25 protein-coding genes are annotated in these 25,645 nt (G+C 72.3%); 8 read left to right on the top strand and 17 right to left on the bottom strand.

What is annotated here, in order from left to right; translation table 11 throughout:
* Window positions 1–76 precede the first annotated feature (76 nt).
* A complete protein-coding gene (locus V1634_RS13375) occupies window positions 77–673 on the top strand; it encodes an MBL fold metallo-hydrolase (RefSeq protein ID WP_331208099.1) in 597 nt (198 codons plus the stop codon).
* A gap of 84 nt (window positions 674–757) precedes the next feature.
* On the opposite strand, the gene V1634_RS13370 is transcribed toward V1634_RS13375, so the two are convergent.
* Window positions 758–2,128 carry an MFS transporter gene (locus V1634_RS13370; protein WP_331208394.1) on the bottom strand — a complete coding sequence of 457 codons (1,371 nt, stop codon included), beginning with the start codon at window positions 2,126–2,128 and terminating at the stop codon, window positions 758–760.
* A gap of 325 nt (window positions 2,129–2,453) precedes the next feature.
* The gene (locus tag V1634_RS13365) at window positions 2,454–2,690 is read right to left on the bottom strand and encodes a hypothetical protein (protein WP_331208098.1); all 237 of its coding nucleotides are present in this window, start codon (window positions 2,688–2,690) and stop codon (window positions 2,454–2,456) included.
* A 156-nt stretch (window positions 2,691–2,846) separates the two neighbouring features.
* Here V1634_RS13365 and V1634_RS13360 point away from each other — a divergent pair, with 156 nt between their 5' ends.
* The gene (locus tag V1634_RS13360) at window positions 2,847–4,004 is read left to right on the top strand and encodes a geranylgeranyl reductase family protein (RefSeq protein WP_331208097.1); all 1,158 of its coding nucleotides are present in this window, start codon (window positions 2,847–2,849) and stop codon (window positions 4,002–4,004) included.
* On the opposite strand, the gene V1634_RS13355 is transcribed toward V1634_RS13360, so the two are convergent.
* Genes V1634_RS13355 through V1634_RS13345 form a run of 3 tightly spaced genes read right to left on the bottom strand, consistent with a single transcriptional unit; the run spans window position 3,988 to window position 7,522 of the window.
* Window positions 3,988–6,279, bottom strand: coding sequence for a heavy metal translocating P-type ATPase (locus V1634_RS13355; protein ID WP_331208096.1), 2,292 nt, complete (start codon window positions 6,277–6,279; stop codon window positions 3,988–3,990). The two genes, V1634_RS13360 and V1634_RS13355, sit on opposite strands and share 17 nt — an antisense overlap.
* A 14-nt stretch (window positions 6,280–6,293) precedes the next feature.
* Window positions 6,294–7,280 (bottom strand): hypothetical protein, encoded by a 987-nt coding sequence (locus V1634_RS13350; RefSeq protein WP_331208095.1) that lies wholly within the window; start codon window positions 7,278–7,280, stop codon window positions 6,294–6,296.
* A gap of 32 nt (window positions 7,281–7,312) precedes the next feature.
* Window positions 7,313–7,522, bottom strand: a complete 210-nt coding sequence (locus V1634_RS13345) for a heavy-metal-associated domain-containing protein (protein WP_331208094.1) — start codon at window positions 7,520–7,522, stop codon at window positions 7,313–7,315.
* Window positions 7,523–7,648: 126 nt separating this feature from the next.
* Between V1634_RS13345 and V1634_RS13340 the strand changes: the two genes are divergently transcribed.
* On the top strand, window positions 7,649–7,951 hold the full coding sequence (locus V1634_RS13340) for a metal-sensitive transcriptional regulator (protein ID WP_101365859.1): 303 nt from the start codon (window positions 7,649–7,651) through the stop codon (window positions 7,949–7,951).
* Window positions 7,952–7,970: 19 nt separating this feature from the next.
* Here the strand turns inward: V1634_RS13340 and V1634_RS13335 are convergent, their stop codons facing one another.
* The 3 genes from V1634_RS13335 to V1634_RS13325 form a co-directional block, all read right to left on the bottom strand.
* Window positions 7,971–8,534, bottom strand: a complete 564-nt coding sequence (locus V1634_RS13335; protein WP_331208093.1) for a hypothetical protein — start codon at window positions 8,532–8,534, stop codon at window positions 7,971–7,973.
* Between the two features lie 133 nt (window positions 8,535–8,667).
* Entirely contained in the window at window positions 8,668–9,651 is a 984-nt protein-coding gene (locus V1634_RS13330; RefSeq protein WP_331208092.1) for a serine hydrolase domain-containing protein, read from the bottom strand.
* A gap of 186 nt (window positions 9,652–9,837) precedes the next feature.
* On the bottom strand, window positions 9,838–11,238 hold the full coding sequence (locus V1634_RS13325) for a glycosyltransferase 87 family protein (protein ID WP_331208091.1): 1,401 nt from the start codon (window positions 11,236–11,238) through the stop codon (window positions 9,838–9,840).
* A 227-nt stretch (window positions 11,239–11,465) separates the two neighbouring features.
* On the opposite strand from V1634_RS13325, the gene V1634_RS13320 reads away from it, so the two are divergent.
* A complete protein-coding gene (locus V1634_RS13320; RefSeq protein WP_331208090.1) occupies window positions 11,466–12,236 on the top strand; it encodes a DUF899 family protein in 771 nt (256 codons plus the stop codon).
* 17 nt (window positions 12,237–12,253) lie between these two features.
* Here V1634_RS13320 and V1634_RS13315 read toward each other — a convergent pair whose 3' ends face one another.
* The 6 genes from V1634_RS13315 to V1634_RS13290 form a co-directional block, all read right to left on the bottom strand.
* Window positions 12,254–12,835 (bottom strand): dihydrofolate reductase family protein, encoded by a 582-nt coding sequence (locus tag V1634_RS13315; RefSeq protein ID WP_331208089.1) that lies wholly within the window; start codon window positions 12,833–12,835, stop codon window positions 12,254–12,256.
* Complete coding sequence (locus tag V1634_RS13310) at window positions 12,832–14,031, bottom strand: RNA polymerase sigma factor (RefSeq protein WP_331208088.1); 1,200 nt, start codon at window positions 14,029–14,031, stop codon at window positions 12,832–12,834. Before V1634_RS13310 ends, V1634_RS13315 begins: the two co-directional genes overlap by 4 nt.
* An 18-nt stretch (window positions 14,032–14,049) precedes the next feature.
* Window positions 14,050–14,403 carry a YciI family protein gene (locus V1634_RS13305; protein WP_331208087.1) on the bottom strand — a complete coding sequence of 118 codons (354 nt, stop codon included), beginning with the start codon at window positions 14,401–14,403 and terminating at the stop codon, window positions 14,050–14,052.
* Window positions 14,404–14,440: 37 nt separating this feature from the next.
* Complete coding sequence (locus V1634_RS13300) at window positions 14,441–14,854, bottom strand: DUF6069 family protein (protein ID WP_331208086.1); 414 nt, start codon at window positions 14,852–14,854, stop codon at window positions 14,441–14,443.
* Window positions 14,855–15,025: 171 nt separating this feature from the next.
* A complete protein-coding gene (gene rph, locus V1634_RS13295; protein WP_331208085.1) occupies window positions 15,026–17,623 on the bottom strand; it encodes a rifamycin-inactivating phosphotransferase in 2,598 nt (865 codons plus the stop codon).
* 180 nt (window positions 17,624–17,803) lie between these two features.
* Window positions 17,804–18,826 (bottom strand): zinc-dependent alcohol dehydrogenase family protein, encoded by a 1,023-nt coding sequence (locus V1634_RS13290; protein WP_331208084.1) that lies wholly within the window; start codon window positions 18,824–18,826, stop codon window positions 17,804–17,806.
* 163 nt (window positions 18,827–18,989) lie between these two features.
* On the opposite strand from V1634_RS13290, the gene V1634_RS13285 reads away from it, so the two are divergent.
* The gene (locus tag V1634_RS13285) at window positions 18,990–19,877 is read left to right on the top strand and encodes a helix-turn-helix transcriptional regulator (RefSeq protein ID WP_331208083.1); all 888 of its coding nucleotides are present in this window, start codon (window positions 18,990–18,992) and stop codon (window positions 19,875–19,877) included.
* Between the two features lie 38 nt (window positions 19,878–19,915).
* Here the strand turns inward: V1634_RS13285 and V1634_RS13280 are convergent, their stop codons facing one another.
* From V1634_RS13280 to V1634_RS13270, 3 genes are all read right to left on the bottom strand, one after another.
* Complete coding sequence (locus V1634_RS13280; protein WP_331208082.1) at window positions 19,916–20,437, bottom strand: GNAT family N-acetyltransferase; 522 nt, start codon at window positions 20,435–20,437, stop codon at window positions 19,916–19,918.
* A gap of 86 nt (window positions 20,438–20,523) precedes the next feature.
* Complete coding sequence (locus V1634_RS13275; protein ID WP_331208081.1) at window positions 20,524–21,666, bottom strand: low temperature requirement protein A; 1,143 nt, start codon at window positions 21,664–21,666, stop codon at window positions 20,524–20,526.
* A gap of 102 nt (window positions 21,667–21,768) precedes the next feature.
* Entirely contained in the window at window positions 21,769–22,635 is an 867-nt protein-coding gene (locus tag V1634_RS13270; protein ID WP_331208080.1) for a hypothetical protein, read from the bottom strand.
* A 234-nt stretch (window positions 22,636–22,869) separates the two neighbouring features.
* Here V1634_RS13270 and V1634_RS13265 point away from each other — a divergent pair, with 234 nt between their 5' ends.
* The 3 genes from V1634_RS13265 to V1634_RS13255 all read left to right on the top strand — a co-directional run bounded on the left by V1634_RS13265 (window position 22,870) and on the right by V1634_RS13255 (window position 25,590).
* Window positions 22,870–23,778, top strand: coding sequence for an aminoglycoside phosphotransferase family protein (locus V1634_RS13265; protein WP_331208079.1), 909 nt, complete (start codon window positions 22,870–22,872; stop codon window positions 23,776–23,778).
* A gap of 178 nt (window positions 23,779–23,956) precedes the next feature.
* Complete coding sequence (locus tag V1634_RS13260) at window positions 23,957–24,418, top strand: hypothetical protein (RefSeq protein ID WP_331208078.1); 462 nt, start codon at window positions 23,957–23,959, stop codon at window positions 24,416–24,418.
* A complete protein-coding gene (locus V1634_RS13255; protein WP_331208077.1) occupies window positions 24,415–25,590 on the top strand; it encodes a zinc-dependent alcohol dehydrogenase in 1,176 nt (391 codons plus the stop codon). The genes V1634_RS13260 and V1634_RS13255 overlap by 4 nt, the downstream gene beginning before the upstream one ends.
* Window positions 25,591–25,645 lie beyond the last annotated feature (55 nt).

The raw sequence follows: 25,645 nt of genomic DNA, 5'->3' as shown, positions 1-25,645 counted from the left end.
GGGTGGACGAGATATGTGATCTGCGTCACTCAAATCCCTGATCATGCTCGGGTGTGTCGCCGGTACCCTCTCCGGGGTGCGGCTCACCAAGTACACCCACGCCTGCGTACGGCTCGAACACGACGGGGCCGTCCTCGTCGTCGACCCCGGCTCCTGGAGCGAGCCGGCGGCGCTGCGGGGTGCCGACGCGGTACTGGTCACGCACGAGCACACCGACCACATCGACGTACTGCGGCTGGCCGGCCTCGGCGTCCCCGTCTACGCCCCGGCCGGGGCGAACATCCCGGACCTCGACGTGCATCCCGTCGCGCCCGGGCAGGAGTTCACCGCCGCCGGGCTCCGGGTACGCGCCTTCGGCGGCCGGCACGCCACGATCTACGGCGGGAAGCCGGACTGCCCGAACCTCGGCTATCTGGTCGAGGGGCGGGTCTACCATCCCGGCGACTCCGTGCACCGGCCGGAGGTGCCGGTGGAGACGCTGCTCGTACCGGTGCAGGGGTCGTGGCTGAAGACCGCCGAGGCGATCGACTTCGTCCGGGACGTCGCACCCGAGCGGGCGTACGGCATCCACGACGCGCAGGTCAACGACCGGGGACTGCAGAGCGTGCACGGGTGGCTCGCCGAGGAGGCCGCCGACTGCTACCGCTGGCTCACCCCGGGCCAGACGGCCTGACCGACCGGCGCCGCTCCTGCCGGCGCCGGTCGACGAACGCCGGTCGGCGACCGCCGCGCCCGGGATCCCGGACGTCCGGAGCCGTCAACCGGTGCGGCCGGGACCGGCCGGGGTGCCGGGCCGCTCGGTCCAACTGTCCACGATCGCCGCGACCAGGGCGACGAGTACGAATCCGATGGTGGCCAGCAGGGCGTCCCGGAAGGCCCGCGACCAGCCGCCGTGCGTGGCGGCCAGGGTGCTGAAGAAGATCGCGCCGACTCCGGCGATGCCGGCGGCGGCGCCGATCCGCTGGGCGGTCTGCAGCATCCCGGCCGCGCTGCCGGCCTGGCCGACCGGCACCTCGGAGAGCGTCAGGTTCTGGTTGGGGGTGATCACCAGGCCGCTGCCGAGCCCGGCGACGAGCAGCGGCAGGGCGGTCGCCAGCGGCGCGCCGTGCCCCGGCACGAAGTGCAGGGCCAGGATCACCCCGCCGAGCCCGACCGCGACGGTGGCCAGCCCGACCGCGACCAGCGGCCGGCCGAACCGGTCGACGATCCGGCCGCCGAGTCCGGCGGTGAGCGCCGAGCCGAGCGCGAACGGCGTGATCGCCAGGCCGGCCTCCAGCGCGCTGTACCGCAGCCCGCTCTGTAGATAGAGGGTGAAGAGGAAGAAGACCGCGACGAAGCCGCCGAAGTAGAGCAGCCCGATCAGGGTGCCGAGCGAGTACGACCGGAGCCGGAACAGGGCCAGGTCGAACAGTGGTTCGCGGTGACGCCGGTAGCGCAGTTCCCAGCCGACGAAGCCGAGCAGCACCAGCAGGCCGCCAGGGATCAGCAGCCACTTGAACGGGCCGTGCCACTGCTGCCGTTGCACGAGCGGCAGCAGCACCAGGACGACACCGACGCCCAGCAGCAGTACGCCGACCGGGTCGAGACCCTTGCGGCTGGCCTGTCGCCCGGGACCGGTCGGCAGCAGCCGCCAGGCGAAGAGGATCGTGGCGATGCCTACCGGCACGTTGACGAAGAAGACCAACCGCCAGCCGAGGTGCTGGCCGCCGAGTTCGATCAGGGCGCCGCCGAGCAGCGGGCCGACGGCGGTGGAGATGCCGATGGTGGCGCCGAGCATCCCGAACGGGCGCCCTCGGGCCGCACCCCGGTAGAGCTGCTGGATCAGCCCGATCACCTGCGGGTTCACCAGGCCGGCCGCCGCGCCCTGGAGCAGTCGGGCGCCGATCAGCCAGGCCGGTGACTCGGCCAGTCCGGCCGCCGCGCTGGTCAGGGTGAACAGCGCGAGACCGAGCATGAAGACGTTGCGCCGGCCCCGCGCGTCGCCGAACCGGCCGGCGGGGACCAGCAGCAGCCCGAAGGTCAGCGCGTAGCCGGAGAGGATCCACTGGAGATCGCTCGGGTCGGCGCCGATGGCCTGGTCGATCGAGGGGATCGCGACGTTCACGATGCTGACGTCGAGCAGCGTCATGAACGCGGCGACCAGTCCGACGGTCAGGATCTGCCTGCGCCGCCGGGTGGCGGTCCGCTCGTCCAGCCCGGCCAGTGGGTCCGGTTCCGGTTCGGTCGGTCCGGCCGGCCCGCCCGGCCCCGGTCGACCGGCACGACCCGGTGGATTGCCTTGTGCCGTGCTCAATCGGGCCTCGCTGACTGTGCCGCGTCCGGGTGCGGGCCCCGAACGGCGACCGCCGGGACAGACTATCGCAAATCACTCCGAACGCCTGGTCAGCGACGTGCCGGCCGGTTCGTCACGCCGCCGGTCCGCACGGCCGGTGCGGCGGTGCCCGGCCGTACGCTCAGGCGAGCTGCTGGGAGCACCAGCGCGGACCGAAGTCCAGACCCTCCATCGGGGAGTCCTCGCGGTGCAGCAGGTTCTTCTCGCCGAGCACGTGCAGCGGCGTCGCCAGCTGGTCCGGCGGCAGGCCGACCTCCTCCGCGATGGCTTCCGGGAACGGTACCTGCCCCCGGGCCTCCAGGGTGGTGACCGCCTGGTACACCCGCTGTTCGATGTCGGTGAGATGTAGCTGTTGCATGGTGACCTCCTCGCCCGCGCACAGCGCGCGGACAGTTCGCGAGGCCGCGATTACCCATCGTGGCGAAGTTGATGCACCGGCTACCCGATCCGCCACCTGTCGTCGACCGGCGTCCCGTTCCCGGCACTGCCGGGCCGGTCGCCTAGGCTGCTACCCGTGACCTGGGACGTCGCCGTGATCGGGGCCGGACCGGCCGGGCTCTCCGCCGCGTTCGCCGCCGCGCGGGCCGGAGCCCGGACCGTGGTGCTGGAGAAGTCCGAGCATCCGCGCTACAAGACCTGCGGCGGCGGGCTGATCGGCACCTCGTTGGCGGCTGCCGCGGCCCGGATCGAGGTACCCGCCGACGACCGGGTCGACCGGGTGACGTTCACCGCCGACGGGCGGCGGGAGTTCACCCGCCGGCACCGGCCGGGGCAACTGCTCACGATGGTGCGGCGGGAGGAGTTCGACGACCGGCTGCGGGGCGCCGCCGTCGGTGCCGGCGCCGAGATCCGGCAACGGGTCGCCGTGCGCGGGGTCGAGCAGGACTCCGACGGCGTACGTGTCCGGCTCGCCGACGGCACCGAACTGCGCGCCCGTACGGCGGTCGGCGCCGACGGCTCGGCCGGGGTGACCGCCCGCCAGGTGGGGGTACGGTACGCGCAGGTCGATCTCGGGTTGGAGCTGGAGATTCCGGTACCGGCCCCGCTCCAGGAGCGCTGGCGCGGCCGGCTGCTGCTCGACTGGGGCCCGCTGCCCGGGTCGTACGCCTGGGTCTTCCCCAAGGGCGACCGGTTGACGGTCGGGGTGATCGCGGCCCGGGGCGAGGGGGAGCGGACCCGGCGTTACCTGCGGCGGTTCGTCGAGCGGCTGGGCCTGTCCGGCCTGGAGCCGGCGCACGACTCGGGACACCTGACCCGGTGCCGCGCCGACGACTCCCCGCTGCGGCACGGTCGGGTGCTGGTCGCCGGGGACGCGGCGGGCCTGCTGGAGCCGTGGACCCGGGAGGGGATCAGCTTCGCGCTGCGCTCCGGCGCGCTCGCCGGTACCGCCGCGGCCGGCGGTGACCTCGACGGGTACGTCCGGGCGGTGCACGACCAGCTCGTCCCGCCGATGCGGGCCGGGCACCGGATCCTCGACGCGTTCTCCCGGCATCCGGGGATCTTCCACACCGCCCTGGCCACCCCGCCCGGCTGGCGGATGTTCACCGCCTTCTGCCGGGGCGAGACCAGCTTCGACCGCACCCTGGAGCGTCGCCGGGTACGCGCGGCTCTGGCCCTGCTCGGCCGACCCGCCCCGGCGACGCCCCCGGTGGTGGCTACCCGCCGGCCGTGACCGCCCGGTCGGGCTGGTACGGCGTGAAGCGGCGCAGCCGCAGCGAGTTGCCGACGACGAAGACCGAGGAGAAGGCCATCGCCGCACCCGCGATCATCGGGTTGAGCATCCCGATCGCGGCCAGCGGCAGCGCGGCGACGTTGTAGGCGAACGCCCAGAACAGGTTGCCCCGGATCACCCGTAGCGTGGCCCGGGACAGCCGGATCGCGTCGACGGCGGCGGTCAGGTCACCGCGTACCAGGGTCAGGTCGGCGGCCTCGATCGCCGCGTCCGTACCGGTGCCCATGGCCAGCCCCAGATCCGCCTGGGCGAGCGCGGCGGCGTCGTTGACGCCGTCGCCGACCATCGCCACCACCCGGCCCTCGGCCTGGAGCCGCCGGACCACGTCGAGCTTCTCGGCCGGCAGCACCTCGGCGATCACCTCGTCGATGCCGACCTCGGCGGCGACCGATCGGGCGACCGCGCCGTTGTCCCCGGTGAGCAACACCGGGGTGAGGCCGAGCCGGCGCAGTCCGGCGACCGCCTCGCGGCTGGTCGGCTTGATCGCGTCGGCGACCACCAGCGCACCCCGGACCTGGCCGTCCCAGCCGGCCAGCACGACGGTCCGGCCGGCGGCCTCGGCCTCCGCGACCGCCGGGCCGAGCGTGTCGGGCAGGTCGAGGCCGCGCTCGGCCAGCAGGCGGGCCCGGCCCACCGTGACCGCGCGGCCGTCGACGGTACCGGTCACGCCGAGCCCCTCGACGTTGGCGAACCCGCCGACCTCGGGATGCGGTCCGGTCCGCTCGGCGGCGGCACCGGCGACCGCGCGGGCGATCGGGTGCTCGGAGGCGTTCTCCAGCGCGCCGGCCAACCGCAGCAGTTCGTCCGCGTCCTGGCCGTCGGCCGGGAGGATCTCGGTCAGCGTCATCCGGCCGGTGGTGACGGTGCCGGTCTTGTCCAGCACCACGGTCTGCACCCGCCGGGTCGACTCCAGCATCTCGGGGCCCTTGATCAGGATGCCGAGCTGGGCCCCCCGGCCGGTGCCGACCAGCAGCGCCGTGGGGGTGGCGAGCCCGAGGGCGCAGGGGCAGGCGATGATCAGCACCGCTACTGCTGCGGTGAAGGCCGCGGTGACGCCGTCTCCGGAACCGAGCCAGAAGCCGAGGGTGGCGACGGCGAGGGCGATCACGATCGGTACGAAGACCCCGGAGATCCGGTCCGCCAGGCGCTGCACCTGGGCCTTGCCGGCCTGTGCCCGCTCGACCAGGGTCGCCATCTGGGCGAGCTGGGTCTCCGCGCCCACCCGGGTGGCCCGGACGACGAGCCGGCCACCGGCGTTGACGGTCGCCCCGACCACCTGGTCGCCGGGACCGACCTCCACCGGTACCGATTCTCCGGTGAGCATGCTGGCGTCGACCGCGGAGGAACCGTCCTCCACCACACCATCGGTGGCGATCTTCTCGCCGGGCCGGACCACGAAGCGGTCACCGACGGCGAGCCGGTCGACCGGGATCCGGGTCTCGACGCCGTCGCGCAGCACCGTCACCTCCTTGGCGCCGAGTTCGAGCAGCGCCCGCAGCGCGGCACCGGCCCGGCGCTTCGACCGGACCTCGAAGTAGCGGCCGGCGAGGATGAAGAGGGTGACCCCGGCCGCCGTCTCCAGGTAGATGTTGCCGGCCCCGTCGCTCGGTCCGATGTCGAGGCTGAACGGGTGCGTCATGCCGGGCGTACCGGCGGTGCCGAGGAAGAGCGCCCACACCGACCAGCCGAACGCGGCGAGCGTACCGAGCGAGATCAGGGTGTCCATGGTGGCTGCCCCGTGCCGCAGGTTGATCCAGGCCGCCCGGTGGAAGGGCAGGCCGCCGTACCCGACGACCGGGGCGGCGAGGGTGAGCGAGAGCCACTGCCAGTAGTCGAACTGCCAGGCCGGCACCATCGCCAGCACGATCACCGGTACGGTCAGCACCAGCGACACCAGCAGCCGGGTGCGCAGCGTCCGCAGCTCGTCGACGGGTGCCGCCGGATCCGGCCCGGAACCGTCGGCCGGCCGGGGTGGCGGTGGCAGGGCGGCGGTGTAGCCCGTCTTCTCCACCGTGGCGATGAGTTCGTCCGGGGTACGGGTGTCGTCGAAGGTGACCGTCGCCTTCTCGGTGGCGTAGTTGACCGTGGCGGTCACCCCGTCGAGCCGGTTGAGCTTCTTCTCGATCCGGTTGGCGCAGGAGGCGCAGGTCATCCCGCCGATCTTCAGTTCGATCCGGTTGGGCGCCATCGGTGGTCGTCCGGCGGCCGGTGCCATCACTGCCTCCTGGGCTAGTTGTGTCCGTGTCCGGGCTCGCCGTGCCCGGATTCGTCCGCCCCGACGGTGGCCGTCGGCGCGGGCGTCGCGCCGTCGCCCGGGGTACCGGTCGGCGACGGTTCGGCCGGCGCTCCGGCGAACAGGGTGAACTCCGCGGTACGGACGGTGCCACCGTGCTGGAAGTCGAGGTAGAGCCGGTAGCTGCCGGCCGAGGGCACGTCGGCGTAGAAGGTGATCTCGGGACCGGCGGCTGTCCGCCCGTCGCCCGGCTCGCCGTCCGGGTGCACGTGCAGGTAGGCCAGGTCGCCCTGGCGGAGCGCGACCAGGTGGCCGTACGCGCCGAGGTAGGGCTCGAGGTCGGTGACGGGTCGCCCGTCGCGGCTGACGGTCAGGGTCAGTTCGCTGGTCTGCCCCGGCGTCAGGGCGCCGTCGAGGCGTACCCGGTATCCGTCGACCTCGGCGGTCGGCGCCGGTGCCGGCAGCGGCCGGGGCTGGAAGTCGCCGGCCACCGCGACGTCGAGCCCGAGGGTGAGCGCCGCCGCGCCGCTGGGCTTGAAGTCCGCGAACGCCCGCCAGCTTCCGGGACCGGTCAGTGGCGAGGCGACCCGCCAGGTGCCGTCGGCCGACATCTCGGGGTGCACGTGCCGGAAGCCGGAGAGGTCGCGACGGGCGACGATCAGGTGCATCCGCTTGTCGTGTTCCACGTCGTAGCCGGTCACCGGGCGCCCGTCCGGCCCGATGATCCGGAACGCGAACTCGCCGGCCGGTGCGGGTACGCCGGTCAGCGTGTAGCCCCGGTCGGAGACGAGCAGTCCGCCGGGTAGCCGTGGTGTGCCGGTCGTCCCGGCGTCGGTGCCGTGTCCGGTCGAGTGGGCCGGACCGGTCGAGTCGGCGGCGTCGGCGGTGCGTACGGGGCCGGTGAGCTGGCCGACCCCGTACGCCGCGCCGAACACTGTCGCGAGCCCGAGCGCGAAGGCGCTCAACTTCGTCGCGGTGTTCATCGTGTTACCTGGTTTCTGCTCTTCGGGCGTGGTCAGGAGGTGACGAGTTCGTAGCCGGCCTCGTCGACGGCGGCGCGGAGCCGCTCGGTGTCCACCGGGCCGTCGCTGGTGACGGTGACCGCGCCGGAGGTCACGTCGACGCTCACCTCGGTCACGCCCGGGATCGCGCCGACCTCGGTGCTGACGGCGTTGGCGCAGTGTCCGCAGGTCATGCCCTTGACCTGGTAGCTCTCGGTGATCATTGCAGTTCTCCCTTCCCTTCCCCCACCCTATACCCTAGGGGGGTATACGACGGCCAGTTTACCCCTCGGGGGTATCCGTACTCCAGGACCGTAGCATACCCCTGGGGGGTTAGCTATGCTTGTGGCATGACGACACCCGCCGAAACCCCGACCCGTGGCTACACCGCCAGCAAGGACCAGTTGCTCGCGCGGCTGCGCCGGGTCGAGGGGCAGGTGCGCGGGATCGAGCGGATGGTCGAGGACGACCGCTACTGCATCGACGTGTTGACCCAGATCTCCGCCATCCAGGCCGCGCTGGACAAGGTCGCGCTCGGGCTGCTCGACGGGCACGCCCGGCACTGCATGCACGAGGGCGCCGCCGAGGGGCGGGCCGACGAGATGGCCACCGAGATGATGGCCGCCGTCGGGCGACTGATGAAGCGCGGCTGACAGCGCAACCCCCGACCGGTCAGCCCCGGGCCGGGTCGGCCTGGCCCTCCGGGGCAGGGGTCGGGAAGAGGTCGACCTGGTCGCCGAGTCGCACGTCCCCGCCCAGGTGGTCCGGAGCCGGCCGGTCGGTGGCCGGCAGCCTCGAGTACCGCCGACCGGAGCCCTCCCGGTCGGGCCGGGAGGTGACCCGGAACGGCACCAGCGCGATCGGGGCCGGCGGCGGCTCGAACCTGCGGTCGCCCCAGCGCAGCCAGACGGCGATCCGGCCCGCCTCCGCCTCCAGCCTGAGCTTGTCGACCGAACGCCGCCGGTCGGAGTGGTCGACCTCGACCACGACCGGCGCGCCGTCCGGCCGCGCGCATCCGACGTCCACTATGGAATATCGATGCTCGTACGGCGGCGGCAGCGGCATCACGCTGGCGGCCCGCCGGTACACCCGCCAGCCCTGAGCCATCGCCCAGGCTGCCACCGAGTCGATCAGCAGCACGGTGACCTCGTCACCCGTCTGGTCGGTGAACGTCAGCCGGCCCAGCCAACCGGTCAGCGCGGCGCCGATCCGGGCGCCCTCCTCGGCCTGGTCCACCGTCCGACCGTACCGCGTCGGTGTCACCGCACGGTGGCCGTGGTGAGGTCCCAACGCGCGCGCCGGGGTGCCCTCGCGGGGGAGAGGCGGCACCGGAGCGCACCGAACGGGCGGCGTCCGCGCCGCGAGGCCGTCAGGTGACCGCCGGCAGGACGACCCGCTCCAGCAGCGTCATCGGCGTGCGCCACTGGTCCGGGCCGTTGTAGTTGCCGGCGGTGACGGCCACGGTGAGATCCAGGTCCGGCAGCACGAAGAGGCGTTGGCCACCGTTGCCGCTGCCGGAGACCAGCCGGTGGCCCGAGACCGTCTCGACATACCACTGGTACCCGTACTGGCCGCCCCAGGTGGTCTCCAGGCGGGGCCGGAGCATCTCGTCGATCCAGCCGGCGGGGACGAGCTGACGACCCTGCCACGCCCCCCGGGCGAGTACCAGCTCGCCGATCCTGGCCAGCGCGCGCGGCGTGAGCCGAAGGCCGGAGGCGGCCGAGGCCACCCCGTCCGGGCCGCTCATCCACTCGACGTCGTGGATCTCCAGCGGTGTGAACAGCGCAGCCCGGCCGTACTCCGCCAGCGACTGCCCGGTCCCGTCGGCGATGAGCCGTCCGAGCAGTGCGGCCGCGCCGCCGCAGTAGTGCCAGCGGGTGCCGGGTGGCTCGATGACCGGCCGCTCCAACACGTACCGGTACCGGTCCGGTGCCAGCTCCATGGCGATCTCGGCATTGGCCGGGTCGTCGTACGGGAGATCCTCGCGCCATTGCAATCCGAGCGACATCGTCAGCGCGTGCTCGACGGTGAGCCGGGCCCGGGCCGGGTCGGCCGCCAGGTCGGGGTATTCCGGGAACTGTCGCAGCAGCGGCGCCGTGGCGTCGGGAACCAGCCCGTCGCCGAGGGCGATGCCGTAGAGCAGCGCGGTAATGCTCTTGCTGATCGACCGGATGTCGTGCAGCGTCCCCGGCCCGAACTCGACGACGCCGAGGTGGATGTTCCAGGTGAAGTCCTGGCCCGTGCCGTAGTACTCCAGCAGGGTTTCACCGCCACGGACCGCCACGGCCCCGTGCAGGCCGTCGAGCGCGCCCTCCCGGAGCGGCTCGGCCAGCCGGTCGTGCGGTGCCGTCACCGGACACCTCCCCGGCGGAGCGGCACCGCACGCACGGTCCGGTGCGGTCGCTGTCGGCGACGACAGCCGTCGGGGTGGGTGGCGAGGGTCACGCCGCCGAACGTTACCGGAATCCGCGCCGGGACGTGGGCCACGTAACGGGGGGTCGCCTCCGGCCGGACTCCCTCCGCTCCGATGTGGAGCGTGCTACGCCTCCTTGCCGGGCGCCGGTTCCGGCGCGGGTGGCCCGGTGCCGGACGGGCTCGGCGCGCCGCGCCGCCGGAGGCCACCCGGCGGACCGGCGGGGCGGTGGACCGGACCGCGGCGCCCGGCCCGCCACAGGTGCAGCGGAAGGTAACCGAGCCCGGCGAGGCCGACCAGCACGAAGAGGTTGCTGTACAGCAGGCCCCAGCCCCGGAAGTGCAGGTCCCAGCCGTGCAGGCCGGCGAACACCCAACTGGTGCCGGCGACGAAGACGAGCCAGGCCAGCACGGCGGCGGCGAGCCCGAGCCGGCTGCGCGCCCGCCATGACCGTACGGCGAGCAGCGCCAGCGCGGGTACGCACCAGACCCAGTGGTGGTGCCACGAGACGGGAGAGACCAGCACCCCGGTCGTGGCGCAGGCGAGGATGCCGAGCAGGTGCTCCCCGGCCCGGGCGCAGTACGCCGCGACCGCCATCCCGAATACCGCGACGAGCCCGGCCACCACGAGCCAGCCGGTACCCCGCCCGGCGGAGTCGGTCAGTCGGGCCAGCGCACCGGCCAGCGACTGGTTCAGGATCGTCCGGGGATCGGCGGTGACCCGGGCGGTGTCGAAGAGCGCCTCCGTCCAGAACCGTACCGAGTCGTCCGGCCGCCAGGCGAACCCGAGCGCCACCGTGGCGGCGAAACCGGCGACCGCGGTACCGGCCGCCCGGAATCGGCCGGTGACCAGCAGGTACAGCACGAAGATCAGCGGAGTGAGCTTGATCCCGGCGGCGATTCCCACCCCGAGGCCGGACCAGCGTCGCCGGGGGTCGCCGGTCAGGTCGAGCAGCACGAGCAGCATCAGGAAGAGCCCGACCTGCCCGGCCTGGAGGTGCCCGGAGACCGGGAACACCGGCAGCGCGACGGTCCCGCCGGCCAACGTCGCCAGCGCGCGACGCTCCGCCGGTACGCCCGCCGCCCGGAGTGTCACCCAGACCGCGGCCAGCAGTGCGAGGACCGAGGCGAGGGTCCAGAACCCGACGGCGACCGGCACGCCGACCGGCACGAGCGGCTGGAACAGCAGGGCTGCGAAGGGCGGATAGGTGAAGCCCAGCGCGATCCCGTCCGTTCCCCGGTGGATCGCCTGGTAGAGGGCGCCGTCTGCGGAGGCGGCGGCGGAGGCGCCCGAGCGGTACGTCGCCAGGTCTCCCCAGAAGCTCCCGGTCGCCTGCTGTACGGCCAGCGCGGCGGCGGTGACCAGCAGGGGCAGCACCAGCAGACCGAGTCTCGGGTACGCCTGCCGGTGCGGGCGGCGGTGCGGCCCGGTCGGTACCGGCGGCGCCGATCGGCTCGGGCCCGGCTGGCGGCGCGGCGGCGGATGCCCGGTCCCGTCCGCGTCGGCGCCCAGATAGGTACTGGTCACGGCGCTCCTCCGCATCCACCGAGCCGGTAGTCCGCAGCCGGGGTCCGGGCAGCGGTACGGAGAAAAAGTAGCGATCCTTCCTTCACCGTTCCTGGACCGAACCTCGATCACCCGCGGTTCCGGCCCGGCCCGCGAAACCCGGCCGGCGCTGACGTCAGGAGTGGACTCCGCTTCATAACCGGTCGGAGGTGTTGTGCCGCACTCTCCGACTGGGTTAGACAGGTCGCATGACAGAATCGCCCGGAGTCGAATACCCGCTGCCGCCGATCGTCGACCGGCAGACCTGGCAGGCGAGGGTCGACGAACTCCGGGTCAAGGAGAAGGCGCACACCAGGGCCGGGGACGCACTGGCCGCCGAACGCCGTCGGCTGCCGATGGTCGCGGTCGATCCGCGGACTCCGCTGATCGGAGCCGACGGTCCGACACCATTGATCGACATCTTCGGCGGCCGGTCCCAACTGATCGCCTACTTCCAGATGTGGCACCTCGGTCGGCCGGCGGCGGAGCAGTGTGAGGGCTGCACCTTCTCCACCACCCACATCAACGAGTTGTCCTACCTGCACTCGCGGGACGTCAGCTACGCGACCTTCTGCCAGGGGCCGTACGAGGAGAGTTCGCGCTACCGCGACTTCATGGGCTGGACGATTCCCTGGTATTCGGTGCCGCAAGAGTCGGTGGACCGGTTGGTCGCGGACCGGCACTTCGGCATCCTGGTCAGCTATCTCCGGGACGGCGACAGCGTCTACGAGACCTACTGGACCACCGGTCGCGGCAACGAGGTGATGGCACCCTCGTACGGGCTGCTGGATCTGACCGTCCACGGCCGGCAGGAGTACTGGGAGGATTCGCCGGAGGGCTGGCCGCAGCGCTGGGACTCCCGAGGCGGCCAGTTCCGGCTGGACGGTCGACCGACCGCGCAGTGGGCCCGGATCAGGGCCGGACGCGACGACGACCTCGGCACCTCGGTCGACGACCACCACCAGCCGCACCACCACTGAGTGCAACGGCGACGGGCTCAGGGATGCAGGCTGGGCCGATAGACGAGCTGCTGGGTGTGGCCGTCGAGGGTCCGGCTCTCGATCAGTTCGAGGTCGAAGTCGGCCGCACCCTTGAAGATCGGCTCGGTCCCGGTCCGACCGGTGATCACCGGGAAGAGTGTCACCTGGACGCGGTCGACCAGACCGGCGGCCATCAGGGCGCGGTTCATCGACAGGCTGCCGTGCGAGCGCAACGGCACCTCGGACTCCTTCTTGAGCCGGGCGACGACGTCGACGGCGTCGCCGCGCACGACGGTCGCGTCCGGCCAGTCGAGGGGTTCTGCCAGGGTGCTCGACACCACCGTCGCCGGGAGGTTCCTCATCCGGGTGACCCAGGCGTCCCGGACCTCGGACTCCTCGGTGCTCTCGGCCAGCAACCGCGCGAACACCCGGTACGTGTCGGCCCCGAAGACCATGCGCTGCTCCTCGCTGTACAGGGCGAGGCGGTGGTCGAGCAGCTCCGGGCCCTGCTTACCCCAGTAGCCGCCCCAGTCGCCGTCGGCGTAGGAGGCGAAGCCGTCGAGGCTGGAGAAGACGTCGAAGGTGTAAGTGGCGGTCATGATGCTCTCCTGGTGTGGGTGAGTTCGGTACGGCGGGTCTGCAGGAAGGCCCGCTCGGTCTCGTTGGTGGCCAGTGCGATGGCCTGGTCGTAGGCGGCCCGGGCCTCCGCGTCGCGTCCGAGCCTGGCCAGCAGATCGGCCCGGGTGGCGGGCAGCCGGTGGTAGCCCGGAAGGTCGAGGTCCTCCAGCGCGGCGAGGGCCACCGCCGGTCCGTGCACCTCGGCGACGGCGACCGCGCGGTTGAGCGCGACGATCGGGGTCGGCACGAGCGCGAGGAGCTGGTCGTAGAGTGCCAGGACCTGCGGCCAGTCGGTGGCGGCGCCGTCGGTGTGCACCGCACTGATCGCGGCCTGGATCTGGTACGGGCCGGGCCGGTTGCGTCGCAGGCAGCGGCGGACCAGGTCGTGGCCCTCGGCGATCAGGGTCCGGTTCCACAACGACCGGTCCTGGTCGGCCAGCAGCACCAGTTCGCCGGTCGGGTCGAGTCGGGCCGGGCGGCGCGCCTCGGTCAGCAGCAGCAGGGCGAGCAGGCCGAGGGCCTCGGGCTCGTCCGGCATCAGGGCGGCGAGTTCGCGGGCGAGTCGGATCGCCTCGGTGCAGAGGTCGGTTCTGATCAGCGGTCCGGCGGTGGACGTGTAGCCCTCGTTGAACATCAGGTAGAGCACGGTGAGCACGGGTGGCAACCGGTCCGGCAGCTCGTGTTCCGCGGGTACCCGGTAGGGGATGCCGGCGTCCCGGATCTTCTTCTTGGCGCGCACGATCCGCTGGGCGACCGTCGCCTCCTGGATCAGGTAGGCCCGGGCGATCTCCGGTACTTCGAGGCCGCCGAGCAGGCGGAGCGTGAGGGCGGTCCGGGCGTCCGGGGCGAGCGCCGGGTGACAGCAGGTGAAGATGAGTCGCAACTGGTCGTCTTTCACCGGTCCCACCTCCTGGGGCTGGTCCTGTTGGTGCAGCAGCAGCGCCTGGGCGTGCCGGGCCTCGCGGGTCGATTCCCGGCGGAGCCGGTCGACGGCCCGGTTGCGCGCGGTGGTGACGATCCAGGCGCCCGGGTTGGGCGGCGGGGTCTGCCACTTCTGCAACGCTGTGGTGAAGGCGTCCTGGACCGCCTCCTCGGCGAGGTTGATGTCACCGAGGAGGCGGGCCAGGGTGGCGACGCAGCGGCCGTACTCCGCGCGGTAGATGCTCGCCAGGTCCATGTCGGGTGCCGGCCCCGGTCAGGCCTGCGACAGGTCGTCGAAGGGGCGCACCTCGACCGGGCCGCAGGCCGCCGCGCACTTCTCGGCCCAGGCCAGCGCCTCGTCCAGGTCCGCGCACTTGATGACCCAGAATCCGGCGATGTGTTCCTTCGTCTCGGCGAACGGCCCATCGCTCATGGCGGTGGCGCCGTTCTCGATGCGGACGACGGTGGCGCTCTCCGGTGGCAGGAGTCCTCCGCCGAAGACCCAGGCGCCGGCGGCCTGCATCTCGTTGTTGATCCGATCGGTCTCCCGGAACATGGTCTGCATCTCCTCGTCGGACGGCTCCGGCGCGCCCTCGACGAAGTGCACGGACAGCAGGTACTGCTTCATGACGGTCCTCCGGTAGTTCGGTGTGGATGGCGACAGGTCAGGCGGCCAGGCGGCGCGCGAGGGCGGGGATCACGATCGCGGCCGCGACCAGGTGGGTGAGCATCAGCAGCGCCTTGGTGGCCACCCCGGCGTCGACGATCACGTCCGGCACCAGCGACAGGACGGTCAGCACCACCGTGGTGCGGACGAACGTGCGCCGCGGATGCCGGGCGAACCGGGACAGCAGCGCGGCGAGGACCACGCCGATCAGCGAGAAGACAGCGGTCAGCACGCCGAACCCGGTGACCGGGATCGGAGCGCCGTCCAGATCGAGGCTGATCCCGGCCGCGTGGCCGGCGGCGGCGACGGCCATGGTCGCGGCGCTGGCGGCAACCGTGGCGATGATGCCGGTCCGGATCACCGCACCGACGGTCGAGGCGGTGGCGCGGGTCTGGGTCACAGTGCTGGTCATCGTGCCCTCCAGTGGGCGTGTGGACCGGCTCGGTGCCGGCCTCTCACCAGGGCTACGAAAAGGATCAAGCCCAATCGACAGGCCCGCCCAGATCTTTTCGAAAAGATTCGAGTCCGGGGTATGTAAGGCGCTGTACCGGCATAACGGACGCCCACCACAGGTCGATGCCGGTCAGTCCAGGAGCTCGACGTACCCGTCGGCGCCGTGCACCCGGATCCGCTGCCCGTCCCGGATGAGCCGGGTCGCGTCGACCACACCGACGACGGCCGGCAGGCCGTACTCCCGGGCGATCACCGCGCCGTGGGTCATCAGGCCGCCCACCTCCGTCACCAGGCCCGCGATCGCGACGAACAGGGGCGACCAGCTCGGATCGGTGTAGGTCGTGACCAGGATGTCACCGGCCTCGAGATCGGCCTCCGCCAGGTCGAGGATGACCCGGGCCCGTCCCTCGACGGTCCCGGTGGACACCGGCAGGCCGACCAGGGCACCGGCCGGTACGTCGTCCCGCCGGTACGCCCCGACGATCGCCTCGCCGTCCGAGGTGAGCACCCGGGGCGGGGTGAGCGCGTGGTACGACCGGAACGCCTCCCTGCGCTGCCGGATGAGCCGTCCGTCCACCCGGTTGGAACGCGCGACGTCGTGGAGTTCCTGGAACGTGAGGTAGCAGATGTCCTCCTCCGCGGCGAGCACGTTGGCCCGCACGAGGCGCTCGGCCTCGGCCAGCAACGCCTGCTTGTAGACGAAGTAGCGGCTGACGATGCCGTACTTCGGGTACTCCCGGTACCCGATGAAGGTCCGGACCCGGTCGATCATCCGCTTGGCCTCGGCGGCCTTCTGCGCCCCGTCCGGCAGGTCCCGCAAGCGTGCGAGTACCTCCTCTTCCTTCTGCTGCGCCGCCTGCCGTCCCTGCGCGAAGCGTCGCTCGGCGGCGCCCGGGGCGAAGTTCCGGACGTTGTCGAGGATCAGCGGCACGAGGGTGCTGGGGCGTTCCCTCCAGCGCGGCCTGGTGATGTCGATCTCGCCGACGCAGCGCATGCCGTAACGGTCGAGGTACGCCTCGATGGCGTCCCGCGCCTCGGCCCCACCGGCGAGCTTCGGCAGCTCATCCAGGAAGTCCTCGTCCTCGACGCCGGCCAGGAACGCGACCACCTCCGGGTACCGGCGGATCACGTCGGCGACGTCGAGCAGCGCGAGTCCCATCTCCGAGGTGACGTTGTTCGGAGCGGAGAGGGTGAGGGTGTCGGCCGCGTTCTTCTCGCCGAGCCACTCCTGCAACCGGTCGTTGAGCCACCAGGTGGCCTCCATGCCCGCCATGATCGCCTGCATGCTGAGCGGATCGCCGAGGACGCGCTTGTGATCCTGGAACGCCTCCAGCAGGAAGTCGAAGAGCGCGGGTCCGGTCTTCGTCCGGATCTCGCGCCGCAGCGCGGCGATGGATGCCTCGCTGCGTTCGATCAGCTCGGTGACGATGGCCGGATCGGTCTCGATCGGGGCGGGCCCGCCGCTGGCCGGCGGCCCGGCGGGCTCCGCCTCCGGGACGGGCGGGATGAAGTCGTCGCGGTCGAGGACGGTCTCCAGTGCGTTCCTGGTCAACGGATCGGCTCGCTGCATGGCGTCCAGCAGGGCGGCGCGGCTCGCGGCCGAGCCGAGCCTCGGGGTGACGTCGACGAACAGCCTCCCGCCGGCCTCGTGCATCGGTGCCATGGCCGTCAGCTGCCACATCGATACCCCGAGGGGCCGCATGGGGTCGGTCATCATCTGTTGGTGACCGACCGATAGGTAGACGCGGTTCTCCGCGTCCCGGGCGGCGGGGATGGGAAACAGCGTGGTGATCGGTCGGCTCTGGACGATCTGGAAGTCCTCGTCGACCAGGCACCATTCGATGTCCTGCGGGCGGCCGAAGTGCGCCTCGATCTGCCGCCCGAGCCGCACGAGCCGCACGACCTGCGCATCCGTCAGCGCCGGCAGCTCCTGCTGCCGCGGGTCGATCGCCACGTCCCGGGTACCGCCCGTCGGCAGGGGGTGGATGGCGCGCTTCTTCGCCGCGATCGTCCGGTCGACGATCCTGCCGTCGCGCACCCTGAAGACGTCCGGATTCACCAGGCCGGAGACCAGGGCCTCGCCGAGACCGAAGCTCGCGTCCACGGTGGCGACCTTCCGGTTGCCCGTGACGGGGTCGGCCGTGAAGAGGATGCCGGACGTGCGCGGGAAGACCATCCGCTGCACGACCACGGCCATCCTGACCGTGCGGTGGTCGATGCCGTTGCGCTGGCGGTAGGTCACCGCCCGCTCGGTGAACAACGACGCCCAGCACCGGCTGATGTGCCGGAGGATCGCCGCCGGCCCCACGATGTTCAGGTACGTGTCCTGCTGGCCGGCGAAGGAGGCCGTCGGCAGGTCCTCGGCGGTCGCGCTGGACCGGACGGCGTAGGCGGCCTCCCCGCCGAGCCCGGCCAGGGCGCCGCTGATCGCCGCCGCGAGGTCGTCGGGGATGGCGGTCCCTTCGATGGTCCGGCGGATCTCCGCGCTCAGCGTCCGGATCGTCTCCCGATCGTCCGGGTCCGACCGCGAGAGCTGGTCGAGCCGGGCGTCGACCGAGGGCGCTTCCGCCATGATCCGCCGGAAGGCGTCCGTCGTCACGCAGAAGCCGGCCGGCACCCGGACACCGTCGATCCGGGACACCTCGCCCAGGTGGGCGCCCTTGCCACCGACGGTCGCGCCCCGCGCTCCGTCGACCTTTCGAAGATCCAGAACGTACTGCTCGGTCACCGCGACACCTCGCACCTCGGGCCCCCATTTCCGCAGGTTGTGGCTCGGCCGACGATTCTGCGCCACGACCCGGGTCTTGCCGCAAGACCCCCGGTGCGGTATACGTTAAGAGTGGCAGGGAGAGATCTCCTTGCCATTCTCTGTTTGTTTCCCTTGCCGGGTCGGTCAGGGACGCATCGGTCACGGACGCAGCAGTGTCTTGATCGCGCGGCGTTCGTTCATCGCCCGGTAGCCGTCGGCAATCTGTTCCAGCGGCAGGGTGAGGTCGAAGACCCTGCCGGGGTCGATGCTCCGGGTGTAGATCAGTTCGATCAGTTCGGGCAGGAAGCGGCGCACCGGGGCGGGCCCGCCGTGCAGGTGTACGCCGGAGAAGAACAGCTCGGTGCCGGGCAGTTCGACGCCGTGCGCGACGCCGACGTAGCCGACGTGCCCGCCGGGCCGGGTGGAGCGGATCGCCTGCATCATGGATTCCTGGGTGCCGACGGCCTCGATGACCGAGTGCGCGCCGAGCCCGTTCGTGAGTTCCTTGATCCGGGCCACGCCCTCGTCGCCGCGTTCGGTGACGATGTCGGTGGCGCCGAACTCCAGCGCCAGCCTCTGGCGGGGCTCGTGCCGGCTCATCGCGATGATCCGCTCCGCGCCCAACTGCCTGGCGGCGAGTACACCGAGCAGGCCGACGGCGCCGTCGCCGACGACGGCGACGGTCCTGCCGGGGCCGACCTGGGCGGCGATGGCGCCGAACCAGCCGGTGCCCAGCACGTCGGAGGCGGTGAGCAGGCTGGGGATCAGGTCCTTGGCCGGCAGGTCCGGAGTGGCCACGAGGGTGCCGTCGGCGAGCGTGATCCGGGCGTACTCGGCCTGCGCCCCGGTCGGGCTGGCGAACTGCCGCTGGACGCAGTGCGTGTGATAGCCGGCCCGGCAGATCTCACACGTGTTGTCCGAGGCGAAGAAGGAGCCGACCACGAACTGCCCGGGCCGTACGGTGCGGACCGCGCCGCCGATCTCCTCGACGATGCCGACGTACTCGTGTCCCATCGGCCGTGGCTCGGTCACCTGCTCGATGCCCCGGTACGGCCACAGGTCGCTGCCGCACACGCAGGTGGCGACCAGCCGGATGACGGCGTCCGTCGGCTGCTCGATGGTCGGGTCCGGACGCTCCTCGACGCGTACGTCGCCAGGGGCGTAGAGCACTGCTCCTCGCATGAGAGCTGATTCCTTCCGATGGTGGTGCGCGGCGCCGGGATCAGTGGCGTCCCGGCGTGACGCGTTCCAGGAAACCCGCTGGCACCGTCCGGAGGGAGGGCCTGCCGAGACAGGTAATGACAGAACCCCTCTCGACGAGGCAGGGGGTCGTAGCGTGGCTACCATGGACACCCGGGACGAGGTACGCGAGTTCCTGGTCTCCCGGCGCGCCAGGATCACCCCCGAGCAGGCCGGCCTGCCCTCGTTCGGAGGCACCCGCCGGGTCGCCGGGCTACGCCGCGCCGAGGTCGCGTTGCTGGCCGGCGTGAGCCCCGACTACTACACCCGGCTGGAACGCGGCAACCTGTCCGGCGTTTCGGAGAGCGTGCTGGACGCCATCGCCCGCGCCCTGCGGCTCGACGACGCCGAACGTTCCCATCTCTACGATCTCGCCCGCGCGGCCAACACCGCCCCGCGGGCCCGGCGGCGCCCGGCCGGAGCGCAGATCCGACCCGGCGTGCGGAACCTGCTCGACGCCATGACCCACGCCCCCGCGTTCGTCCGCAACGGCCGGCTGGACATCCTCGCCGCCAACCAGCTCGGCCAGGCCCTGTTCGCGCCGGCCTTCGACACCCCCGACCGGCCGGTCAACCTGGCCAGGTTCTGCTTCCTCGACCCTCGCGCCGCAGACCTCTACGACGACTGGGAGGACGCCGCCAACGCCACGGTCGCGCTGCTGCGCACCGAGGCCGGCCGGGATCCCTACGACAAGACCCTCACCGACCTGGTCGGTCAACTCGCCACCCTCAGCGACGACTTCCGCACCCGCTGGGCCGCGCACAACGTGCGGCTGCACCACACCGGCGTCAAACAGTTCCACCACCCCACCGTCGGCCGCCTCGACCTCGGCTTCGAAGCCATGCCGCTGCCGGCCGACCCCGGTCTGACGATCGTCGCCTACAGCGCCCAGCCCGGCACGCCGACTCACGAGGCCCTCCGGCTGCTGGCGAGCTGGGAAGCGACCGCGGATGCCCGTACCGGTCCGGCGAACGCCGACGGGGCCCGCCCGTGAACCTGGATACGGCTCTGCTCGGTACCGGCCCGGCCGGGCTACGACAGGCGGGCCGCGTAGACGCGTACCGGGAGCCCTGACCGGGCGGTGGTGGCTCGCTCGGGGCGAAGGCCGACCTTCTCGGCGACCCGTTGCGACGGCGTGTTGCCGGGATGGATTATCGCGATGAGCCGACCGACTCCCAACCGGTCGCGGGCGTGGTCACGGCAGGCCGTCGCCGCCTCCGTGGCGTACCCGTGACCCTGTAGGTCACCCCGGACGTGGTAACCCAGCTCGACGTCGACTGCCCCGTCGACCTCCTGCGGCGTCAGACCGCAGTCGCCGACGAATTCGCCGGTCTCCCGCAACCTGATGATCCACAGGCCGAACCCCTCCCGCTGGTACAGGTCCTGGTTCCACCTGATCCAGCTCAGCGCCTCGGCGCGATCCTTCGCGCGCGGGTAGTACCGCATCACGTCCGCGTCGCCGAGCAGCGCGGCCATGTCGTCGAGGTCGTCGGCCGTCATCTCGGCGAACGCCAGCCGTTCGGTGTCCGGGGGCGGACGGCGACGCAGGTCCACAGAGCCTCCTCGACCCAGGGCAGGCAGGCCCGCCAGCGGCCGTCCCGGAACCCAACGTACGGCATCGACCAGCACGGGTACCGGCGTCACTCCTGGTGGACCGGGCCCCGGTCCATCTCGTCGCGCGGGGGGCTCCCGGGGTCGGCCGCGCGGCGGTGCCGGAAGCTCTCCTCCATCGCGGCGAGCCCGCCCACCAGCAGGAGCAGCAGCCCGAGTGCGGCGAGGGCGGGGAGCAGTGCCACCAGCGGCAGCAGGCCGAAGCAGGCGGCGGCCACGCCGAGCCGCTGCCAGGCGATCTTCCGGTGGATCCGCCAGTGTGTGTAGGCGAAGGTGCCCAGGAAGAGGGCACACCCGCCGACGAGCCTTGTCATCTCGCTGTCGGTCAGCAACCCGACCGGCGCCATCACGACGTCGGCCAGTCCGTCGGCGATCGCGATGATCGCCAGGCTGAACAGCAGGTGGCAGTAGATCAGGATCGCCCGCCGCAGACGTGCCTGTTCCTCGGCGCCGGACCGCTCCAGCGCCGACCGGAAAGCCTGCACGCCATAGCCGAAGTACGTCCACCAGAGCGCCGCGATCAGGGCGTACCCGGCCGCCACGGCCAGCAGCCGGACGGCGGTCAGCGGCTGCTCGACGGCCGCCATCCCGAGCTGGATCACCGACTCGCCGAGCACGAGAATGATCAACAGCCCGTAGCGGTGTGCGTAGTGTCGTGGCTGCACCTGCACGAGCTGTACCGTCCGGGCGGCCAACCACGGGCTCAACACGTCGAGTGCGGCGGCGACCGCCCAGAGCACGATCCGGGCCGTACCCTCGGACAGCGCACCGGCCAGCAGCAACGGCGCGGTCACCACGACCACCCCGTGCGGGCTGAGGAAGAAGGCCCGCCAGCGGGGGAGATTGCGCAGCGAGACGACGCCCAGCAGGATCCGGGCACCCAGCGCGGCGCTGACGAAGAGCAGACCACGGTCGCCGTACGCCTCGGGAACGGTCATCGCCAGCAGCACGCTGGCGAAGCCGAGCGTGAGGATCACGACCCGACCGGACCTCATACTGACGTTCTCCTGGTCGGTGTAGAGACCGGCGCCGCCCCAGATCCAGTAGACCGTCACGAAGAGGACCAGAGCCTTGCCGACGCCCGCCCAGGTGTGGTCGTCGTGCAGCACGTGCGAGAACTGGGTGAGGGCGAAGACGAAGGCCAGGTCGAAGAAGAGTTCCTCCCAGGTCACACCCTTGGCGCTCGGCTGCTCAGGAGGGCACCGGCCCACCATATCGAGACGGTGACCAGGGAGAATCCGGTTCGGCCGGGCGGGCTCCCGAGGATGGCCCGGTCAGCGCCGGGTGACGGTGAGCAGCAGCGGGGTGCTGACCCCCTGCCCGGCGCCCAGGTCGGCGAGGAAGCCGGCCAGCCAGCCGAGCGTGTCGAGCGACCACTCGGCGAGCGTGCCGTGGAAGGTCACCCGGTGCCGGGGCGGGCCGTTCCAGGAGGCGTCGTCGAACGGCGGTGCCGTCGTCAGCGGGTCATGATCGACCAGGGAGGACGACTCGCACTCGAACACCTGCTGGTCCAGCCGGCCGATCCGCTCCCGGATCAGCGGTGCCGCCGAGGTGATGGTCGGGGCCTGGCCGCTGTCCAGGGTGACCCGGACCGGGGTACGCGACCCGGGCGCACCGGTGCCGAACCAGCCGGCGGTGCGCAGCGACGGCATCCCGGCGTACTCCGGGGGCGACGACGCGGGGTCGAGGCCCTGTACGGGCAGCAGCACCTGCACCGCCCGCAGGTCCAGGATGCCGAGCCGGGCGACCACGTCACCGGCACAGTGCAGGAAGGGCTGCACCGGCAGCGGCCGGCCCTCCGGCAGTGGCTCGACCCCCACCTGGAACCAGGCGACCAGGGACGTGCCGGGGACGGCGAGCGGGTGCTCCTGCCCGGCGTCGTTCATGCCCCACAGGCCCGGTGCCCCGGTCCTGCGCTCCTGGAGGCCGGCGTCGGTGATCCGGACGACCCCGCCGACGTCGTCGAGCCAGCCCATCGCGAGCGACCGCTCGTAGAACAGCGCGTACGCGTCCCGGCCGTCGGCCGGGTCCTGCCACGGATGCGGCGTCAACCCGCCGTAGAGCGCCGCGAACATGGTGCCCACCGGCGAGCGGGAACCCGGTGCCAGACCGGGACGGGCCGGCGCGCTGTCGCCGGTCATCCTCGCTCCGCCGGCCGTCCGGGTGCCGTGGTCGGGTCGGCACCGTCGAACAACCCGATGGTGGCGGAGCCGGGCTTGCGCAGCGGCTTCGAGGTCGACGGCAAGGGTCCTCCTGTCCCGCGCGGGTGACCTGGAGCATCGACGTGACGGCCGGGAACAGCCGAACCCGGTTGCCCCGGGATCCGCCGATCGGCGATGCTGCCGCAAGTCTGCCCCTCGACCAGGAGAACTGTCTTGCCCGTCCGGAAGATGCACGAGGATGAGATCGACATCTCGGCGGAGATGGTCGCCCGGCTGGTCGCCGGGCAGTTTCCCGAGTGGGCGGATCTGCCGGTGCGTCCGGTGGCCGCTTCGGGCACCGTCAACGCGCTGTTCCGGCTGGGCCCGGAGCTGGTGGTGCGGCTGTGCCGGGTGCCGTGGGCGGCCGGCGAGGAGGCCGAGGAGCACCGCTGGCTGCGGCGGTTGGCGCCGTACCTGCCGGTCGCCGTGCCGGCACCGCTGGCGGTGGGGCAGCCCGCCGAGGAGTACCCGTGGACCTGGTCGGTGCTGCGCTGGCTGCCCGGCACCAACCCGCTGCCCGGCCGGCTCACCGCCGCGGAGGAGCTCGCCGCCGACCTGGCCGGCTTCGTCCGCGCGTTCCGCGCCGTCCGGCTGCCGGACGGGCCGGCGGCGTACCGGGGTGGGCCGTTGGCGGCGCTGGACGCGCAGACCCGCAACGCCATCGCCCGGTTGCGGGGGAGCGTGGACACGGACGCGGCCACCGCCGTCTGGGACGACGCCCTGCGCGCGCCCGCCTGGGCGGGGCCGCCCACCTGGGTGCACGCCGACCTGATGCCGGGCAACCTGCTCACCGTCGACGGGCGGCTCAGCGCGGTGATCGACTTTGCCACGGTGGGCGTCGGCGACCCGGCGTGTGACCTGATCGTGGCCTGGAACCTGTTGCCCTCCGGCGTCCGGGACCGATTCCGGGTGGCGGTCGACGTCGACGATGCCACCTGGCGGCGCGCTCGGGGCCGGGCGCTGTCGATCGCACTCATCGCGCTTCCCTACTACCGGGACCGGGCACCCGGGTACGCGACCGAGGCCCGGCACACGATCGAAGAGGTTCTCGGCGACCTCGACTCCGGTCCGGGCGTCCCCTGAGACGCTGCCCGCACCCCTGGCGGGATCGCGGCGGCGAACTATCCGGATCCACCCTGCGTCATGCGTCCGTTGTGAGATGGTTTGCCCAGTGGGGTTCGCTGTTCCACCGCGACGCCCCGCGTCAGCATTCGACGTCGACGGGGGCCGACACATGAGGTGGCTGGTCACAGGGGCGGCAATGGTCGCCGGTGGATTCGTCGCCCGGCGGCTGCTCGGCAGGTCGGAGGAGGGCGGCGGCCATTGGCCGCAGCGCCTGGTCGGCCGCCGGAAACCCCGCTGGCACGTCGCCACGGTCAACCGCCCGGTCGACAAGATCGGTGCGGACGGTCAGCTACCCGAGCCGTTGACCGGGCTCGGCGACGCGGTGGAGATCCAGCTCCGGCCGGCGGCCGGGGACCGGGGTACCGAGATCGCGGTGCGGCTCAGGGACGGTGCCCGGCTCCCCGCCGCCGACGCCGTGCGGCGGGCGATGGGCCGCGACCCCGAGCAGGCGATCCGGGCGGCGCTGCGGGAGGCGAAGCAACTCATCGAAACCAGCGAGGTGCTGCACCCCGACCATCCGCCGACCACCGAGACGACCCCGCTGAACCGGCCACTCCAGATGGTCACCCGGCACGGGCGCCGGGAGGGGCGGCTGTGAAGGCACTCGTCTGGGAAGGAGCCAACGAACTCGCCGTACGGCAGGTGCCGGACCCGCAGATCCGCAACGACCAGGACGCCATCGTACGGGTGCGCCAGACCGTGACCTGCGGGTCCGACCTGCACCTGCTCGGCGGGTACGTGCCGTTCATGGAGCGCGGCGACGTCATCGGGCACGAGTTCCTCGGTGAGATCGTCGAGGTCGGTTCGCAGGTGCGCAAGCACCGGGTCGGCGACCGGGTGGTGGTCTGCTCCTTCGTCTCCTGCGGCAAGTGCTGGTACTGCCAGCAGCAGCAGTACTCGCTCTGCGACAACGGCAACACCAACCCGGCGATCACCGAGAACGTCTGGGGATTCGCACCCGGCGGCTGCTACGGGTACTCGCACGCGCTCGGCGGCTTCGCCGGCAGTCACGCCGAGTACATCCGGGTGCCCTACGTCGACCAGGGCGCCTTCGCCGTCCCGGAAGGGGTGAGCGACGAGCGGGCCGTCTTCGCCTCCGACTCCGCGCCGACCGGCTGGATGGGCGCCGACCTCGGCGGCGTGCGACCGGGCGACGTCGTGGCGATCTGGGGCGCCGGGGCGGTCGGGCAGATGGCGGCCCGCGCCGCCACCCTGCTCGGCGCCGACCGGGTCATCGTGATCGACCGGCTGGACGACCGGCTGGAGATGGCGCGCCGGCACCTCGGCGTGGAGACGCTCGACTACGAGCGGCAGGACCTCGGCGGGGAACTGCTGGAACGCAGCGGCGGCCGGGGCCCGGACGTCTGTATCGAGGCGGTCGGCATGGAGTCGCACAGCGGTGGTCCGCAGCTCTGGTACGACCAGGTGAAGCAGCAGCTCCGGATCGAGACCGACCGCCCGGTGGCGGCCCGGGAGGCGATCTACCACTGCCGCAAGGGTGGCAGCGTCTTCGTCCTGGGCGTCTTCGCCGGCATGGTGGACAAGTTCCCGCTCGGCGCGCTGATGAACAAGGGGCTGACCCTGCGTGGCGCACAGCAGCACGGCCAGCGGTACATCCCGATGCTGCTGGAACGGATGGCCCGGGACGAGCTGGTCACCGAGCACCTGGCGACGCACACCATGCCGCTGGACCAGGCGCCGCGCGGCTACGACATGTTCAAGCAGAAGCTCGACGGTTGTGTACGGGTCGTCTTCGAGCCCGCCGGCTGAGCTGTCCGGGCTCGCCGCCAGCATCTCCGTACGCCGCGCCCCGGCGCCGGAGCCA

Source organism: Plantactinospora veratri, from assembly GCF_036421995.1.
Lineage (GTDB): Bacteria > Actinomycetota > Actinomycetes > Mycobacteriales > Micromonosporaceae > Plantactinospora > Plantactinospora veratri.
Note: the sequence above shows the minus strand (reverse complement) of the source record. Positions and strands in the feature narration are given on the sequence as shown.